The 18,267-nt window shown below is 40.3% G+C and carries 17 protein-coding genes and 1 pseudogene; 1 reads left to right on the top strand and 17 read right to left on the bottom strand.

The window, feature by feature from the left end:
* Nucleotides 1-177: 177 nt before the first annotated feature.
* The 15 genes and pseudogenes from topA to IGJ28_RS08910 form a co-directional block, all read right to left on the bottom strand.
* Nucleotides 178-2,256, bottom strand: coding sequence for a type I DNA topoisomerase (gene topA / locus IGJ28_RS08980; RefSeq protein ID WP_438845332.1), 2,079 nt, complete (start codon nucleotides 2,254-2,256; stop codon nucleotides 178-180).
* A gap of 144 nt (nucleotides 2,257-2,400) precedes the next feature.
* Nucleotides 2,401-3,273: a DNA-processing protein DprA gene (dprA, locus tag IGJ28_RS08975; protein ID WP_252711827.1), complete on the bottom strand. Its 873-nt coding sequence runs from the start codon at nucleotides 3,271-3,273 to the stop codon at nucleotides 2,401-2,403.
* A gap of 64 nt (nucleotides 3,274-3,337) precedes the next feature.
* A complete protein-coding gene (locus IGJ28_RS08970; protein WP_029486958.1) occupies nucleotides 3,338-4,102 on the bottom strand; it encodes a ribonuclease HII in 765 nt (254 codons plus the stop codon).
* Nucleotides 4,086-4,955, bottom strand: a complete 870-nt coding sequence (ylqF, locus tag IGJ28_RS08965; protein WP_003126974.1) for a ribosome biogenesis GTPase YlqF — start codon at nucleotides 4,953-4,955, stop codon at nucleotides 4,086-4,088. The genes IGJ28_RS08970 and ylqF overlap by 17 nt, the downstream gene beginning before the upstream one ends.
* Nucleotides 4,956-5,914: 959 nt before the next feature.
* A pseudogene (locus IGJ28_RS08960) lies at nucleotides 5,915-7,359 on the bottom strand (family 1 glycosylhydrolase).
* A gap of 34 nt (nucleotides 7,360-7,393) precedes the next feature.
* Nucleotides 7,394-9,247, bottom strand: coding sequence for a PTS beta-glucoside transporter subunit IIBCA (locus tag IGJ28_RS08955; RefSeq protein ID WP_252711826.1), 1,854 nt, complete (start codon nucleotides 9,245-9,247; stop codon nucleotides 7,394-7,396).
* Between the two features lies 1 nt (nucleotide 9,248).
* Complete coding sequence (locus IGJ28_RS08950) at nucleotides 9,249-10,079, bottom strand: PRD domain-containing protein (protein ID WP_252711825.1); 831 nt, start codon at nucleotides 10,077-10,079, stop codon at nucleotides 9,249-9,251.
* Between the two features lie 442 nt (nucleotides 10,080-10,521).
* Nucleotides 10,522-11,070, bottom strand: a complete 549-nt coding sequence (gene lepB / locus IGJ28_RS08945; protein WP_003126969.1) for a signal peptidase I — start codon at nucleotides 11,068-11,070, stop codon at nucleotides 10,522-10,524.
* 26 nt (nucleotides 11,071-11,096) lie between these two features.
* Nucleotides 11,097-12,518 (bottom strand): S41 family peptidase, encoded by a 1,422-nt coding sequence (locus IGJ28_RS08940; RefSeq protein WP_003126968.1) that lies wholly within the window; start codon nucleotides 12,516-12,518, stop codon nucleotides 11,097-11,099.
* Nucleotides 12,519-12,593: 75 nt separating this feature from the next.
* Nucleotides 12,594-12,815, bottom strand: coding sequence for a YozE family protein (locus tag IGJ28_RS08935; protein WP_003126967.1), 222 nt, complete (start codon nucleotides 12,813-12,815; stop codon nucleotides 12,594-12,596).
* On the bottom strand, nucleotides 12,808-13,329 hold the full coding sequence (gene msrA, locus IGJ28_RS08930; protein WP_003126966.1) for a peptide-methionine (S)-S-oxide reductase MsrA: 522 nt from the start codon (nucleotides 13,327-13,329) through the stop codon (nucleotides 12,808-12,810). The genes IGJ28_RS08935 and msrA overlap by 8 nt, the downstream gene beginning before the upstream one ends.
* The gene (locus IGJ28_RS08925; protein WP_005472266.1) at nucleotides 13,329-13,967 is read right to left on the bottom strand and encodes a YpmS family protein; all 639 of its coding nucleotides are present in this window, start codon (nucleotides 13,965-13,967) and stop codon (nucleotides 13,329-13,331) included. The genes msrA and IGJ28_RS08925 overlap by 1 nt, the downstream gene beginning before the upstream one ends.
* Nucleotides 13,967-14,896, bottom strand: coding sequence for an SGNH/GDSL hydrolase family protein (locus IGJ28_RS08920; RefSeq protein WP_285603985.1), 930 nt, complete (start codon nucleotides 14,894-14,896; stop codon nucleotides 13,967-13,969). The genes IGJ28_RS08925 and IGJ28_RS08920 overlap by 1 nt, the downstream gene beginning before the upstream one ends.
* A gap of 114 nt (nucleotides 14,897-15,010) precedes the next feature.
* The gene (locus IGJ28_RS08915; RefSeq protein ID WP_438845331.1) at nucleotides 15,011-15,307 is read right to left on the bottom strand and encodes a hypothetical protein; all 297 of its coding nucleotides are present in this window, start codon (nucleotides 15,305-15,307) and stop codon (nucleotides 15,011-15,013) included.
* 5 nt (nucleotides 15,308-15,312) lie between these two features.
* Nucleotides 15,313-16,155 carry a DegV family protein gene (locus tag IGJ28_RS08910; protein WP_034704768.1) on the bottom strand — a complete coding sequence of 281 codons (843 nt, stop codon included), beginning with the start codon at nucleotides 16,153-16,155 and terminating at the stop codon, nucleotides 15,313-15,315.
* 126 nt (nucleotides 16,156-16,281) lie between these two features.
* On the opposite strand from IGJ28_RS08910, the gene trhA reads away from it, so the two are divergent.
* Nucleotides 16,282-16,935, top strand: coding sequence for a PAQR family membrane homeostasis protein TrhA (trhA, locus tag IGJ28_RS08905; protein ID WP_113849906.1), 654 nt, complete (start codon nucleotides 16,282-16,284; stop codon nucleotides 16,933-16,935).
* 63 nt (nucleotides 16,936-16,998) lie between these two features.
* Here the strand turns inward: trhA and IGJ28_RS08900 are convergent, their stop codons facing one another.
* Together IGJ28_RS08900 and IGJ28_RS08895 are read right to left on the bottom strand one after the other, a co-directional pair.
* Complete coding sequence (locus IGJ28_RS08900) at nucleotides 16,999-17,493, bottom strand: dihydrofolate reductase (RefSeq protein WP_252711823.1); 495 nt, start codon at nucleotides 17,491-17,493, stop codon at nucleotides 16,999-17,001.
* A gap of 3 nt (nucleotides 17,494-17,496) precedes the next feature.
* Entirely contained in the window at nucleotides 17,497-18,249 is a 753-nt protein-coding gene (locus IGJ28_RS08895) for a hypothetical protein (protein ID WP_117474603.1), read from the bottom strand.
* Nucleotides 18,250-18,267 lie beyond the last annotated feature (18 nt).

The raw sequence follows: 18,267 nt of genomic DNA, 5'->3' as shown, positions 1-18,267 counted from the left end.
CCTTACATTGGCAGATGCTGATCTTCAGATCATCGTTTGTCTCTGCTTATTTTTTATTCTATTCCTTGTGTCACAGCTCTGTTTTTTGAAAAGGAACGCAGAAGTCTGCTGTCTCTCAGCAGATACTTCTTGCGCTCACTTCATTTTTTTATTGAGAGGTCAAAAACGATCGATAGCTTACTTTTGAACATCTTCCTCATAATCACCTTTGATACAAACGACTTGCTTGCCGCCTTTGACTTTCTTTTCAACCAAATAGTTGTCACATTTTGGACAGTTTCTGCCTACTGTTTTATCCCATGACGTAAAGTCACATTCTGGATAGCGTGTGCAGCCAAAGAAAATTCGGTTCTTCTTGGATTTTCTTTCAACAACTTGTCCTTGGTGACAAACTGGACATTCCACTCCGATTTCTTTGACGATCGGTTTTGTATTTCGACAATCTGGAAAATTGCTACAAGCATAAAATTTTCCATAACGACCTAGCTTGATGACCATTGGATGACCGCAAATATCGCAATCGAAGCCAGCGGGTTCATCTTTTATCTGGATTTTCTCAATATTTTCTTCCGCATTGGATAATTCTTTTTCAAATGGTCGATAGAATTGGTCCACGACTTTGATCCATTCTTGTTTGCCCGCTTCAATACTGTCTAAGCTGCTTTCCATCTCGGCTGTGAAATGGGTATCGACGATTTGAGGGAAGAATTCCTCGATCAACGAATTAACGATTTCTCCCAATTCAGTTGGTTCAAAACGTTTTTGAGTTAATTTAACGTAATAGCGCCGTTGGATCGTTTCTAAAGTTGGTGCATAAGTCGATGGACGCCCTACACCATTTTCTTCTAAAGTTTTGATCAACGTTGCTTCGCTAAAACGAGCAGGTGGTTGTGTGAAGTGTTGTTTTGGTTCGATAGAGATCGACTGAACAACGTCCCCTTCGTTTAATTCCGGCAAAATATTCTCTTTGTCTTCTTTGCCGTCATCTCGTCCCTCAACATACACTTGCATGAATCCTTTAAATTTGATTTTGGATCCGTTAGCTATGAATATGACGCCATTCTGCTGTAGCGTCACTTTCATTGTATCCAAAATCGCAGGAGTCATTTGGCTGGCTACAAAACGAGACCAAATCAAGCGATAGAGTTTCAACTGATCTTTGTCCAAGTACTTTTCCATTTCTTCTGGTGTACGCATGACGCTTGTAGGACGTACAGCCTCGTGGGCATCTTGCGCCCCTTGCGCATTCTTGATTTTCTTGCCACCATGAGCTGAAAAAGCTGAGCCATAGGTTGTTTCGATGAATTCCGCTGCTTCTCCTTTAGCTGTATCCGCGATCCGTGTAGAATCGGTACGCATATAGGTGATCAACCCCACCGTTCCTTGCTTGCCTAATGGGATTCCTTCATAAAGCTGTTGGGCTACCATCATTGTTTTACGTGTACGGAAATTCAGTTTGCGGGCTGCCTCTTGTTGAAGACTGCTGGTTGTAAAAGGAGCCGAAGGATTGCGTTTTCGTTCTTTCTTTTCTACCTTGGTCACTTGGTAATCTTTGCCATCTAAACGATCGGTCACTTCTTTGATGCTTTCAGCGTTTGGTAGTTTTTTCTTTTTACCATCTAGCCCCCAGAAAGCCGCCTTGAACTTTTTCGTTGCTTTTTTAAAGTTGCCATCGATACTCCAGTATTCTTCAGGTATAAACTCGCGGATTTCTTTTTCGCGATCAATGATGATTTTCAATGCTACTGACTGAACACGGCCCGCACTCAATCCTTTTTTGACTTTGCGCCATAAAATTGGACTAATTGAATAACCTACCAGACGGTCCAACACCCGACGAGCTTGCTGCGCATCTACTAAATCGACATCAATCGTACGAGGTTCTTTGAACGCAGCTTTAACTGCATCTTTTGTGATTTCATTAAAAACGACCCGGTTCTTTTCTTTTAAATCTAGTCCTAGCAAGAAAGCTAAATGCCAAGCAATAGCTTCCCCTTCTCTATCCGGGTCACTTGCGAGATAAACTTTTTCTGCTTTTTTAGCTGCAGAACGAAGGCTCTTGATGACATCGCCTTTGCCGCGAATCGAGATGTAATGAGGTTCATAGTCATTTTCGACGTCAATGCCCATTTTGCTTTTCGGCAAATCACGAATATGTCCAACACTCGCAACAACTTTATAGTTGCGCCCGAGGTATTTTTCAATGGTTTTCGCCTTTGCTGGCGACTCCACGATCACTAGATATTTATATGCCATATAAAAAATGGCTCCTTCCTTCATTTTTTCCTACTATAATATATTCGGCAAACAATCCACTTGCTTTCCAAACATCCAAATCGTAGCTTATCATAGCTTTCAGAAAAAGTTTTGTCAAGAAAGGATCATCATAAGTTCAAAAGCCTAAGGCAATTCTTCTAAGATATCTTCTGCTGTCAGCGTGCATTTTGCTCCATCTTGAATCAACTGATGACACCCCTTTGATCGATCGGTCAAAGCTTCTCCAGGCACGGCAAATACATCCTTCCCATTTTCTAAAGCCAACTGTGCAGTAATCAAAGAGCCACTCTTTTCTTTGGCTTCAATCACACAAACTGCCTGTGCGATTCCCGCAATCAGTCGATTCCGCATGGGAAAATGATGTTTATGCGGCAATGTTCCTCGCGAATATTCACTAACCAGCAAATGTTCCTGCTTGATCTGAGAATAAAGACGTTGCGAACTCTTAGGATAACACTGATCCAGTCCCGTTCCTATAACTGCAATGGTTTGTCCACCACTTTCAATCGCTGCTTCATGGGCGAAACTATCTAATCCCTGGGCAAGGCCGCTAACGATCAAGTACTTCTTTTTCACTAGTTCCGGAATGATTTTTCTACAAATCTGCTGACCGTAGCTTGTCGCTTGTCTAGCACCGACAACAGCCAGTGAAGGCTTTTGGAGTAATGCCAGATTCCCTTCGTAAAAGAGGATCAATGGTGGATCAGCGATTTTTCTCAGTGCAGGTGGGTAGTCTTTTGAAAAAAAGGTGATAAATGACTGGTTGGCCATTTTTTCCGCTAAGTCACTCTCTGTCAACTGATGCCACGACTGTTGAAAACGACGAATATTGCGTGTGATCCCTGTCATTTGAATAACTTCTTCAGCCGTTATAGTCCAATTTTCTTGTGCGAGGCAGCCTTTGACCACCCGCCACTGACTTTGAATACCGACTCCTTGTACAAATGACAAGCGAAGGAGGATTTTATCGAAGGGCGTACATTCCTGATAGTACATAAAACAACCTCATTTCTAAAGAATCTCACTAATAAGATTCGTAAAAATGAGGCTGTTTGATGAATTATTTTACATACTGTTTTACTGGTGCAAACGTTTTGCGATGGATAGGACAAATCCCATGGGCAGCTAATCCTTCTAAATGGGTTTTCGTACCGTAACCAGCATTTTGATCAAATCCATAATGAGGAAAAACACCATGATAATCTTTCATTAAATTATCCCGAAATACCTTAGCCATGATACTTGCAGCAGCGATAGAGATCGACCGCGCATCCCCTTTGATCAGACTGGTCTGAGGAATATCGGTATCAAGCGTCATAGCGTCCACCAATAAATGCTCTGGTGTAATCGATAAGTCAGCTAGCGCTCGTTTCATCGCATTCTTACTGGCTTGATAAATGTTCACACGATCAATTTCCTCATGATCTGCAATACCGATGCCAATCGCTACCGCTTTATTTTGGATCTCAATAAATAATTCTTCTCTTTTTTTCGCAGAAAGTTGTTTCGAATCATTCAAGCCAATGATCCCGCAATTCTTCGGTAAAACCACTGCCGCGGCAACTACAGGCCCAGCTAACGGTCCCCGGCCGACTTCATCTAAACCGGCAACAAACCGAAGCCCTTTCTGATAGAGTTCTTGTTCAAATACAGACATTTCTGCATATTTTTCTTGCATTTGTCGCTGTTTACGCTGCTGATTTTGATACTTGGTAATCAGCTTTTGGACACCAGAGCGTTCGTCTGCCATCAGTTGAGCCACATAAGCCGGGTCAACCTCCTCGGCAAATAGTCGCTCTTTGATAGTTTTAATCGGCTCTTTCATCTTTTTCACCTAACTCCTCGTAACGATCTAATGTGTACCTTCCCAGCTTCCCTTGTCGAATATCAAAAACGACTAATTCACTACCGCGATCATAATTGTCTTTGTAGCCACGTTTTTCAGTGATCTTCATCAATAGTTCTGGTGCTAGACATTGTTCTTCTTCCGCAGAAAGTGAATAACGCTGAGCAATTCTTCCTTCATAGTAGCGAGCAAAAAAGTCTAACCCAAACAAAGCAATATCATCTAAATGGATGAGTTGATCTTTGATAGCGCCAGTCAAAGCTAATTTTTTGCCAATCTCAGGATCTTCAAATTTAGGCCAGAGAATTCCTGGTGTATCCAGCAATTCCAATTCTGTACCAAAACGCAACCATTGTTGCCCTTTGGTAACACCTGGTTTATTCCCAGTCTGAGCAATTTTTTTGCCGACTAAGCGATTCATCAATGTTGATTTTCCTACATTAGGAATCCCAATGACCATTGCTCTTATCGGACGTGGTTTGAGCCCACGAGCTTTGTCACGAGCAATTTTTTCTTGCAGAACTTCCTTTGCTTTAGGAACGATCATTTTGATTCCTTGACTATCCTGAGCATTGATCGCCATGGCTAAGAAACCTTGTTTTCTAAAATAGCCTTCCCAGAGTTTTGTTTGCTGAGGGTCAGCCAAGTCTGCTTTATTGATCAAGATCAAGCGTGGCTTTTGTTGTAAAATTTGATCCAGCATGGGGTTTCTTGAAGAAATGGGGAGACGAGCATCTACAAGTTCAAACACGATGTCGACAAATTTTAGTTTTTCGCTTACTTCACGTTTTGCTTTGGCCATGTGGCCTGGAAACCATTGAATGGTACTCATAATTAATTTCCTTTCATACCAGTCTTTTTCAGACATTGTTTTGGCTTTCTCTTAAAAGTATCGGACGAATCGAGAAAATTTCCTGATTGCCGAGTATCCTACGCATTTTAACACGAATTGGTTTAATTGGAAATACTACCTGCCAATCACCTGCAACTATACCTATGAGACGCGTATTGTAGTGGTGATTTGCTCATTCAACCTGCTCTTACAGTCCAGCAAATATCCAAAGAATGGCCAAAAACTGCCCAACTACGCTGACTATTCTGTTATATGCCATTATTTGGCTGATTCCACAGCCTTTCCTTGTTAATTCATTCACTAGAATCACTTGGCAGACTAATTTAAAAATGCCATAAGGGGATTTGGTCCACGGCTCAATTCATTCTGTCACTCAGTGTCAGTCCAAGAGAACTTGCTGGCTTGTGAAAGTAGCTAAAATTAGGAAAAAGTAGCCAAAAGTAGTCAAAAGTAGCTAAAATTAGCTAGCTGAGTGTCAGGATGTAGGAAGCCAACTTTTTTTGAGAAAAAGACCAATTTTCAGCCTAGTTAAAATTATACTTCATTTTACGTCTTTTACTCAAATCATCTTATCAATTTTGAAGAAAAAATGCCAAAAGTCTGACAGAATTACAACACTGTAAAAAATTTTATCGTTATTTCTAGAACATTTTTTTCACATTTGCTCAAGCAAGCGGCTACCTCGTTTGAATATATAAGTAATAGAAATAAAACGAAATGCAGCTATGTATCGTAGCTAAGTACTAAGATCAACAAAATCGAAAAGATCAAACTTTTTTGAAACCAAGAGGTTCCCATCGCTCATACTGATTTATGAAAACAAAAAAATCTAGAAAGAATTTACTTCTTTCTAGATCGCCATCATTTCTTATTAAAGTGCGTATCGATACAAGTTTTGATGAAAAAAAATACAAATGAAATGAATAGAAAACTAATTTTTACTCATGATTCTCCCTTTTGATACTCTCACCGTTGGAGTTAATGACTTGCCGATACCACTCAAAGGAATCTTTTTTCTTACGCATATAGGACCCTGTTCCATCATCTTGTTTGTCGACATAGATAAATCCATAGCGTTTTTTCATCTCACCTGTCGTAGCACTGACTAAATCGATCGGCGCCCACGTTAGATAACCGATACAGTCTACCTGATCCTCTTCAACTGACAGCAACAATTGCTCGACATGTCTGTGCAAGTAATCAATGCGATACGCATCGTGAACATGCCCATCTTCTGCGATTTCATCCACTGCACCTAGTCCGTTTTCAGTAATCATGATTGGTAATCCGTATTTTCGATAAGTGTAATTTAACAAATACCGCATGCCAATCGGATCAATCGTCCATCCCCACTTACTGCTTTCCAAATAAGGATTTTGCAGACCGCCAAATAAAGCACTTTTTCCTTCCGATGCACCTTCATATTCTGCGACAGAAGACGCATAGTAATTCATGCCAATAAAATCAATTTTGCCCTCAGCAAACACTTTTTTATCTGACTCAGAGATCACGATTTTTATGCCTTGATCTGCATATTCTTCCAGTTTGTATTGGGGAAACAGACCATTGCACATTGCATCGATCTGATAGAAGTCACGATCCATTTGTTTATAGGCATTTAGAACATTGACGGGATCACAATTTGCTGGATAGACTGGCTCGATACCAAAAACACAGCCAATTTGGAATTTTCATCAATTTCATGTCCCATTTTGACAGCAGCACAACTTGCAAGCGTCATATTGTAGCCAATCATGGCTAATGTCTGGGCCTTAGCATCGATTTCAGAGTACTTTAATCCGGCAATGATATAGGTAAAGATATCACTAGCCTCACTTTGAGGATCGATATGGTTCATCTCATTAAATGTGGCCCAGTATCTGACTTTTCCTTTGAATGCTTCAAACATCGTGCGACAAAAGCGCAAATAGAAATCAACGACTTTGCGATTTGTCCATGAACCATATTCTGTCACTAGATGAATCGGCATTTCGAAGTGATAGAGCGTAATGATCGGTTCGATACCATGTTTTAATAGCGTGTCAACGACTCGATGGTAAAAATCGATACCGGCTTGATTTGGTTCTGCTTCGTCCCCTTTAGGATAAATTCTTGACCAATCGATAGAAATCCGTAATGCCTTGAATCCCATTTCTGCAAACAAAGCAATATCTTCTTGATAACGATGATAAAAATCGATGCCTGTATGAGAAGGATAAACCTTGTTAGCAAGAAGTTCTTTATCGATCTCACGAGGCTGTTCATAGCTGCCTACTGTGACATAGTCCATAATAGCTGGGCCTTTGCCATCTTCCTGCCAAGCACCTTCACATTGATGAGCGGCAATGCTGCCGCCCCATAAAAAATCATTTCTTAACTTCATCTGCTCACCTTTTCTATCTTCTTTATTACGGTTTCTATTGCAAGACAATATTTAGTAAATCATCCGACTTTACCAACTGGTTATTGGATGTTGGGATCACATCAAGAAAATCATTCGTATTCGTAATGACCACAATAGTCGTTGGATCATACCCGGCTTCACGAACTTTTTCAAAATCTACTTCACCGATTGGTTGTCCTGTCCTCACACGATCACCTTGCTTCACATTCATCGTAAAATACTTGCCTTCTAACGAAACAGTGTCGATACCAATATGGATCAAGACCTCAACGCCTTGGTCACTGCGAAGACCAATCGCGTGTTTGGTAGGAAAGACTGTTAGCACTTCCCCATCGATTGGCGAATGAATCACATGACTTATAGGTTTGATACCGATTCCTTTCCCTAAAGCACCAGTTGAAAAAGCTTGGTCATTGATTTCATTGAGGGGAACCACTTCTCCTTCCACTACACTTTTTAAAGCAGTAGAACGAATCATTTCAGAAGATACAGGTTGTTCTTTCTCTTTAACCGCCGGTACTTCATCACTTTCTACTGGAATCCCTAACATATAGGCTGCGATAGTCGCACCAATAAAACTGATCGCAACCGCTGCCACCATTAACCAAAGATTCATGAAGTCGCCTTCGCCAATATAGGCAGGTAATCCAAATAATCCCCAAGCAATTGAATAAGCTTTGACACCTGTTAAACCGGCGAACAGTCCCCCTAAACCTCCGCCGATCATCACAGCAATAAACGGAAGACGGAATTTAACGAATACACCATAGATGGCTGGTTCGGTAACTCCTAAAATGGCGGATAAAGTCACGGTCCCAAATAGTTGTTTTTGTTTCAAGTTGCGAGCACGCAAGAAGTATCCAAGCATTGCTCCGCCGACAGCGATGTCAGAGATTGTACATGATGAGATAAACGCTGGATCATATCCATTCGCTGCAATCAATGAAGCCACGACAGGCATAATGAAATTGCCGGCGCCTAACATAATGATGAATGGCTGTAATGCAGAATAGAGCATCATCACAAACCAGCTACCTATCGTGTCCATCAATAGATTGAAGAAGCCAATGATGCCTTCCCAAATATAAAACCCTAATGGACCAAAAACCAGGAGTGTGGCTGGCAAAGTAATCAGCATGATCACTAAAGGAGACATAAAGTACTGCAAACTTTTAGGAATGACTTTTTTGGCAAACTTTGTTACATAGCCCATGAACCATACTGCTAATAAAATCGGGATAAAGCTATTTGAATAAGTGATCTGTGGTAACCCAATACCAAATAAACTCAATCCCGAAACATTGTTGATCGGTTCAGATAAAATGGTTGCTGCTAAAGCCACTGCTAGATAAGGGCTGGCGCCTAATCGTTTGGCACAGCTCATCGCCATTAAAATAGGTAAGAAATAAAAAACAGCCGACCGTAATGCATCAAAAATTTGATACGTTGAGCTATCTGTCGAAATCAAACCGGTTAATGAAATAATTGAAAGAAATGCGGCTAATAAACCTGCACAGATGATTGGTTCTAAAATGGGATTCATTGATTCCGAAATCACATCTAGCATCGCCTTGATCGGATTTTTCTTCGTTTTTGGCTGGTCTGCTTCGTCTCCTAACATTCCCAGTTGGTCAATTAAATCTTTGTAAACATCGTTTACATGGGTTCCTACGATAATTTGATAAGCAACATTGTTGCTTACCACATCAATAACCCCTTCCAGCTCTTGCAATTTTTTTGTATCTGCTTTTGAGCGATCTTTTAAAGTAAAACGAAGACGAGTCATGCAGTGCACAACAGCTTGAATATTGGCTTTTCCGCCAACTAATTTGATGATTTGCTCGTTGAAATCATGGTATTGATTCATGTCATTCTCCTCTTTCTGTTACACGATTGATGTGGATCATTAAGTAGGTGTACTCTTCTTGTGTCAGGTAACTGTTGAACTTTCCTTTGACATAGATCTCAATTTTTTCAACCGCGGCAAATGCTTCCGGATACATTGCTTTCACTTGTTTATAAAGTTGAGACTCATTGTCGGAATAGGTCTGGTTGTTCCGCAATCGTTCGATGAAATACTGGAGATGGGTCACAAGACGCATATAATTCATGCTGTTTTCATCTAAAGTAATCGTAAAATGATATTTGATAATATTCAGCATATCCCGCAACGTTTCCATATCAGCTAATTGTTCATCAAACTTTGCTTTCGTTTCCTGCAAGTTAACAAAATGTAAGGCAACGGCTTCATCTTCAGGAAAATCGACTTGAAAGGTTTGATTGATCCTTTCCAAGGCTTCTAACCCAATTTTGTAATAACTGGGATAGAATTTTTTTACCTCCCAAGTCAATGGACTCCTCAAATATTGATCTTTTTTTGCCCGTTTCAATGCAAAGGATAAATGATCTAACAAAGCTAAATAAAGATAATCATTGGCACTTTTGCCGATTTCTTTTTCTCCATATTGTACGAGCTCGTTTACCAGCAGGATCAATTGATCATCGGCGCGAGATAAGAGGTAGCTAAAATGCTCTAATCGATCTTGGCTATCTAAGACAAAGGTCTTCTCTACTTCAGAGTCAGAAATATGTTGGCCAACTTTTTTCTTGAATGCGACTCCTGTTAAGTAGATGATCGACTCATGCCCTCCTCTATCCACTAAGGCAACATTATTATTGATAATCTTTTTAACTTTCATTCGTTTCTCCTTTCCAGAAAAAAGAACTCAGAATAAATATCAAATAAACTTTACAAAAGAAAGTGTACTTGATATATATTCTGAGTTCTGCCTGATCGTCTCAGTAACATAACTCAAGAAACAGCTGCGGCGCTATTTCTCGTTCCTTTTTCTAACTTACAGCCAAAGTATATCAGCTTAAAATGGCACTGTCAACGCTTACTTATAAAATTATTTCTTGCTCGTTCGTTTCAATAGAATAACGAAAAACAACAAAGTAAGTGTTAAATAATTATGTAAAGGGCATGACACAACAACAGCATTTTATTATCAAGCAAAGGATTCAACAACATTGATTTCTGCAGAAAAATACTAGCTGCTATTAAAAACATCATCTACTCATATTTTTTGAAAGTAGCGATACCTACGCAAAAATATGAATAAATAATGTTTTTGTTTTTCATTATATAAAGCGCATATGGGTTAGTGGGTAATAAACAAAACGGGCATTTCCTAAAATCGCATCTCCAGAAATGGCACCAAATGATCGGCTGTCTTTAGAGGCACGACGATTGTCACCTATCACGAAATAGCTGTCTTTCCCCAGCTTTTCAACGCCCAACAATGATTGTAGATCAAAGTCATTCGTATAAGAGACATTTTCGTGATCATTCTTTCGATTTTTCACTAGGAAATTCTCATCTACCGGCTGATCATTAACATATAGTTGATCATTTTCGTAACGAATGGATTCACCAGGCAATCCAATCACTCGCTTAATATAGGTGGAACCATCCGGCATTTGAAAAACGACGACATCAAATCGCTTGATGGGTGAGATTTTCTCGATCAAAACCATATCCCCCTGTCTTAAGGTACCTTCCATTGAATTTCCGCCTACCGGTACAGGGATCAGCAAGAATGCACGAATCAGGAATGCAGAGGCCAATGCAATAATCGCGTATTTAATGATGAACCAAAAACGATCGATCCAGATTTTTCTTCGCTGCATGATGTCCCTCCTCTTTTACTTTGTTACTACTTTGATAATAACTCGACAGCTTTCAAATAAGCATGATCTTCTTGTTTTAATTGATCCGTCACAGCTTTCTCAATTGCTTGTGCTGTTTCTGCATTCACTTTCCCTGTCACTTCCAGCTCAGCTTTTTGCTGAACGGCTTGAACGGCTGATACGGTGGTTTGGTCAAATGTATCTCCGGTGGTCCGATAACCTAGTGCAGAAAGAAACTGATTCAACCGATCAACTGCTTCTGAGCTTTGCCCTTCTTTCAATTCTTTGTCTCTTGGTAGTGGAGCTAAATAGGCATACTCAGGAAAGTCTGCTTGATGATCTGGCATTACGCCTTGCTCATTGACCCATTCTTCATTTGGCGTCAGCCACTTCATGACCGTCATCTTTAACTCACTATTGTCTCCTAATTCTTTTACATTTTGTACAGTTCCTTTACCAAAGGTTTCTGTACCGACAACTGGTATATCTGCAGATTCTTGCAACGCAGCTGCAAAAATTTCTGCGGCCGATGCACTGCCGCCATCAACCAAAACGACAACCGGTTCTGTGACTTTGAATCCTTCATCAAGAGCAGCACTTGCCTTCGTTTCACTTATGACACCACTATCATCTGCAAACTTAACGATCGTTTTTCCATCTTCTAAAAACATGCTAGCCATGATCTGTACTTGATCTAAAAGCCCACCAGGATTTTGCCGGACATCCAGAATAAATGATTTTGCTCCTTTCTTTCTCAGTGACTCAATTCCTTCTTTTAATTCGGAGGCAGTACTTTCACCAAAAGTCGTAATTTCGATTTTCCCGATTTTTTTCTCACTATCAAGGTCTGTATGAACAGTATCCACTGGAATCGTATCTCGTGTAATCGATACGTCAAAGGTCTCTTTTTCCCGTTGGATCGTCAACTTGACTGTGGTCCCTTTTTTGCCACGAATGTTGTTTACGACCTCTGTTAATGACAGGCCTTTCGTTTCTTTCCCATCCACTTTCAAAATACGATCGTTTAGACGCAAACCGTTTTTCTCAGCTGGGGAGTTCTTGATAGGGGCTTGTGCCACTTCTGGATAGTCGTTGACAAGGGTAAGGGTGGCGCCAATTCCTTCAAAACTGCTTGATAAAGACTGATCCAATTCATTGGCTGCTGATTCACTAAGATACGTTGTATAAGGATCACCTAATGCATCGGTCATTCCTTTTAATGCCCCTTCGACCAAGACATCCTCATCTACTTCTTGGTAATAATTGGCACGAATTTGATCAAAAAGCGTTTGAACTTTTTCCAGTTCATTTGATGTCGCCACTGTGGGCTGATTCTGTGGGGATTGTGTTGCAGCCGTACTTTTTTGCCAAATGTAGACACCGCCTCCCGAGAGGATCGCGACACAAATCAGTGAGATCACATAACGGTGAAAAGAAACATTTTTCATAGAAAGACACCTTTCTGTCCATTAATTTTTTAGCCTCTAGTGTAAAAAGAGAGGAAGTTTCCACTCCACTCTCTCTTATTTATTATCCTCCACATACTGTTCCCAAATACGATCAAAAATATCCATAGAAGGCAAATAATCGACGTTCAATTCTAAATAAGAAGAAACTTCATCATAATCGTCGGTATGTTTTGGGAATTGAATATCATGACTTGCATGTGTCGCAAAGATCTGTGCCTCATCAGTATGACTAGGCCCTTTGATGGCCATTAAATAAGTATAAAAACTTTTACGCATGCGTATTCTCCCAGTGATCCTCAAGAAAAGCTGCTCGTCTCGCATGATTGCGAGCAAAATTTTCAGGATGCTTTTTGTAGTATTCTTGATGCTCTTCTTCTGCCAAATAAAAAGGTTGTGCAGGTTCGATACTCGTTACGATTGGGGCATTAAAGCGACCCGATGCTTGCAAAGCGGCTTTGCTTGCTTCTGCTTTTTGTTTTTGTTCCTCATTGAAATAGAAGATGACTGGTCGGTAATTGTCTCCTCGATCTTCAAACTGCCCAAAAGCATCCGTGGGATCCGTCTGTTGCCAATAAATAGTCAATAATTCCTCAAAACTGATTTTTTCTGGATCAAAAATGATCTCAACAGCCTCTGTATGACCGGTTTTATGACTTTTTACTTCCTCGTAGGTCGGGTCAACCGTGTGTCCAGCCGTATACCCGGAAAAGATGGACTGTACTCCTTCTAACTCATCAAAAGGCTGAATCATACACCAGAAACACCCTCCCGCAAAAATTGCTCGTTCCATTATTTGTCCTCCGTTTCTGCTGGCAGATAGAGACTCATTTGGATCTCATCATCTACTAGATTGATTTTATTCGCTTTGATAAACAAGCCGTTTTGCATGCGGAATTGATCCAAGCGAATCAAAATAATTTGTTCATCCGCATTGACCTCGATCCACTCTGGAAACTTGAAGCTGCGCTTGATCATTTTTAACACTTCACTGGTCGGCAGATCTAAAGTACCAATTGATAAACTTTTGGCTTTTAACTGAACATTGCCTTCTTCGGTGACATAAGGATCAAAGTATAAGTAAAATGTGATTGGAAAGTTCAGCACTTTAAATTGACCTGTCAGTAGTGCCTCATTTCTCAACTCGAAATTGTATTTTACTTCTTGATCTTTCTGAAAATCAGTTAAATAGAAATCGATCAATTGATTGACTTGACTCTTATTACTGTTGATGGTCAAAACAGGATTACCGTCTCGTTTGACTAGTTCTGCACTTTCTGAGATCCCAGATTCACGTTGTTGAAACACCCGTGAAGCAAAAAAGACAGTTGTTCCCAACAGAATGCCTACTAAAACTAGAAAAGCAATTTTCCAGTAATTCATTTTTTTGATTGGACTTTTTTTATCCACATCATTAGTTTCTTGTTTCATTATTTTTCCTCCTTCATCAGCCAAACATTTTGGGTTTTGATTAATTCATCACGAACAGCATTCGCCATTAGCTGATACCCTAGATTGTTTGGATGGAAACGATCCCCATCATACAGTACATTGTTGGTCACTTTTGTTCCCCCAGTTTCTGAAGTACCGGTCATACCATTGGTGGTGGAAGTTGTGGTATCCGAAGTTTCTGCTGACCCTGAAGCGCCTGCTTCAGAAGAATCCGTATCTGCGATCCCTACTTCGTCACTTAGCCCCTGGTACAGCAAATCATTGATTGGGATAAAATAAGCATTGTGCTGTTTTTTGACAAATGTTTCTGTTGCTTTGTTCCAATTATCAATAATCGTTTGCATATCAGTAATTTCTGGAAAATTTAAATAAAAAGGATTATATATCCCTAACACATAAATGGGTGCTGTTTCATTCAGTTGACGAATCTGCTCAAACATCTCTACTAATCGTTCTTGATAGTCGGCCATTGGTTTGGTAAAAGAATCGACACTCAAACCAAAAAAATTAGTTTGAATCACTTTTAATACATCATTCCCGCCGACGGTCAATGTAATCAAGTCAGCCTTCTTTAGGTCACTGCGCAATTCTTTGTCTTTGTTCACTCGTTTCAGGATTTGATCGCTGCGCTCTCCAGCAATTCCATAGTTCGTCGTCACAACATTTGCTAAATGATACCGATCTTGCAAATCGGCTGCAACGATGGGCACAAATCCTCCTTGTTGCGTCTCATCACCGACTCCTTCAGTCAGCGAATCGCCTAAGGCCATGTAATTGATCACATTTTTGGTCTTTCCCTCTTCTGCCGTTCTCGCAACTGGTGTGAGCAATGGTTGCGCTTTTGGAATCAAAAAATGACCGAGCATTCCAGTACCTAAAGCTACGATCAATACAACTGAAAGATAAATTGCTACTTTTTTCCACTTCACGGATCTTCAATCTCCTAACCTATAATCTAAGCTATTTTATCAAAATTCTCATTAAATTCATAGTCGAAATGTTTTGATTGACGAGAAACTCAATCAACGAAGAGCAGCGAAGTATGAAGCAATTTCTACCCATCTGCTTGATTCGAGTCCCGCTTCATCAACTGCTCGGCTACTCATTGTACTCATTGTTTCGTCTGCAGTTGCTTCTAAACTTACATTAAAAAGAATGTAAAAGTCATTTTTCGAGTGACAACCATAATGATTCTTTTCAAGGTCGCGCTCGCTTGGCTCGCCGTTGCTCACCATCAATTCTGTCTTGCTTCGCAAGCCAATCATTGTGATTCGCAGCAAAAAGCGATTCGTGTTTACGAATCGCTTGGATACTGTCATTAAAATTATTCGGTGTAATACGTAATGGCGAATGCGCCTTTGCCGGTATGGGTAGCGATGATTGGAGTGGTATGAAGTAGTGGAATATTCATTTCTGGGAAGAGTTGTTGCAATTCTTTTTTGAATTGTTCTGTGATCTCTAACCCCTCTGCATGAGAGATCCCTATTTGTTTCACATTCGGCATGCGTTTCAATTCGTCTTTCAATTCTTCAAACCACTTATTAAATGTTTTTACACCGCGTCCTTTTACGATTGGAATCAATTCTGAATGGTCGAAATCCATAATCACTTTCATATTTAATAAACTGGATAGTAACCCTTTGGCACGACTGATTCGACCGCCTTTTACCAGATTTTCTAATGTAGAGACACCAATAAATAATTTGGTATTTTCTCGAACTTTGTCAACTTCCGGCAAAACTTCAGCTAATGTCTTGCCTTCTTGTGCTAATTGAGCTGCCCGAATCACTTGGAACGACAATGCTTGATCTGTCGTATCACTATCGATCACTGTCACATTTGCTTTCGACAAATTACTTGCTTGTCTGGCAGCTTCGACAGTTCCACTCAGACCCTTCGTCATATGTATCGATAAAACGTCACTACCATCTTTTCCTAATTCATCGAACAGTTCCACAAAATGGCCAATCGGTGGTTGGCTCGTTTTTGGAAGTTCTTTTGCTTGTGCCATCATTTGCATGAATCGTTCTCCGGGCAATGAATCATCATCCGGATAAACCATCCCATCGATCATTACAGATAACGGAACTACATGGATATTCAATTGGTCTCGAACGGTTGGCTCCATCGTACAGGAGGAATCCGTTACAACTTTAAGCTTTGCCATCATACATTCACTCTCTCTTTAAATCAAGTCTCTTTTCGTGGTAAAATAACCATAGACCATTTATAATCAGTATAACAGAGAGAAAAAATTTTTTCATCTTATTTAAATTCGAAGGGAAGGTGCTTGATGGATCATATGAAATTTACACGACGCTACTTGATTCTGAATGAGGTACTCAATGCGGTGACCCATGGTATCGGATTTGGATTAAGTATAGCTGGACTCGTTATTCTTTTGATTAAAGGGGCTCGATTAGATTCCCCTATTCACATCATTTCCTATGCGATTTATGGCTCTATGATGATTTTGTTATTCTTATTCTCTACACTCTTCCATAGTTTGATGTTCACACGAGCAAAAAAAGTTTTCCAAGTCTTTGATCACGCCTCGATTTTTTTATTGATCGCAGGCAGTTATACGCCGTTTTGCTTGCTGAGTATTCAAGGTTGGTTGGGCTGGACACTTTTCATTTTGATTTGGTTGTTAGCCATCAGCGGGATCGTTTATAAGTCACTCACACTACATAAAAAAGAGACGGTTTCAAAAATATCCACACTAATTTATATTATTATGGGCTGGCTCTGCGTGATTGCATTTAAACCATTGATTGCTTCGCTGGGTTTTTGGGGTACCTTTCTGTTAGCAAGCGGTGGTGTCTCTTATACCGTCGGCGCATTATTCTACAGTATCAAATCCGTACGCTTCATGCATGTGGTTTGGCATTTGTTTGTTATGCTCGGAGCTGGACTTATGTATTTTTCCGTTCTTTGGTTTACATGATCCAACCCACTTTTACTTAAATAAGGCAGCTGCTACAACCATATGTTGTAACAGCTGCCTTATTTATTTTTTCTGCTTACTATAAAACTCAAACCGGTGCGGATAGATGTTCTTTTCATCCACTACGCCTTTTATGACTTTATCCAAATGCCAGTTTGACCAATCGATCTCAGGAAAGTAGACATCTCCAGTAAATGTCTCGTCGATCACTGTTCGATACAACTGATCGCAATCTTCGATCATCGATTCGAAAACTCCAGAACCCCCAGTTAGAAACACAGGATGATCTTGCTGTGCAGTATAATCCAAGACTTCTTGTCGATCATGCATAACTAATACGCCTTCTGCTTCATATGCTGTGTCACTGGTCAAAACGATTGTTGTTCGATTTGGCAATGCTTTTTTCTTCATGCCCTCAAACGTTTTTCGCCCCATAATGAGCGAATTTCCAGTAGTTTGTTCTTTGAAGAATTTCAGATCGTTTGGCAAATGCCATGGCAATGTGCCGTTTTCTCCAATCAAACCATTTTTGTCTTGTGCCCAAAGTGCAATCAACATGTTTCAAAACTCCCTTTCTAGATAAAGTGAATCTGCAATAGCCGCTGCAATCTGCAGCCTTCTCATTAATTGATAAGCAGGCTGTGCTTGCAGATGATCGGTATTTCTTTCTTTATAACACAAGCCTTCGCACGCTTGATAAAAAATATGCCCTCCATGATGCTTCACTTTGGTTGGCCATTCGCCATCCGTCCATCTTGAAGAATCTGCGGATACTAGTAAAGGAATCAATTCCGCAGAAAACAAGACACTGCCGGCGGTAATATCAAGACCCTTGATATGAAAAACTTCCGCTGCAATTTCATTGACCAGCTTTTCTGTCCGCTGCCAAGCAGTTGGATGGCTTAGGAAGGCTTTCTTTGTACGTCCTAATATACAGAAAGTGTTCGTAGGAAATGGCTGACAGCTCAAAGCTGACAGTTCATCTGGGTATTCCTCACACCAAGTGATCAAACGATCAAAATCACATAATTGAAAGGAAGCGAGTTGCGGAAATGCCTTTCCAGCGCGTGCCACAGCTTGTCGACGTGCTGGACCAGCACCGACTGCTGGCAATTCAAAGAGATAGATCTGGGGCGGCAGCTGCCATAAATACCGCTTGATTTCAGGTTTCGTTACTTCAGAAACTGCTAAAATGACTTGCGAAAAATAAGAACGAAGGATCGTAATTGTTTTTTCTACGTCTGATAATGAAATGGTATCTTTTGACGTAATATGCAGCGTTGCGACGATTCCCCGCTGTAAATCGTTTATCATCTATCTTCTCACTCCCAA

It is taken from the genome of Enterococcus sp. AZ091 (assembly GCF_051714805.1).
Taxonomy (GTDB): Bacteria; Bacillota; Bacilli; order Lactobacillales; family Enterococcaceae; genus Enterococcus_D; species Enterococcus_D gallinarum.
The sequence above is the reverse complement of the archived record's forward strand: the minus strand, read 5'-3'. Positions and strand labels throughout refer to the sequence as shown.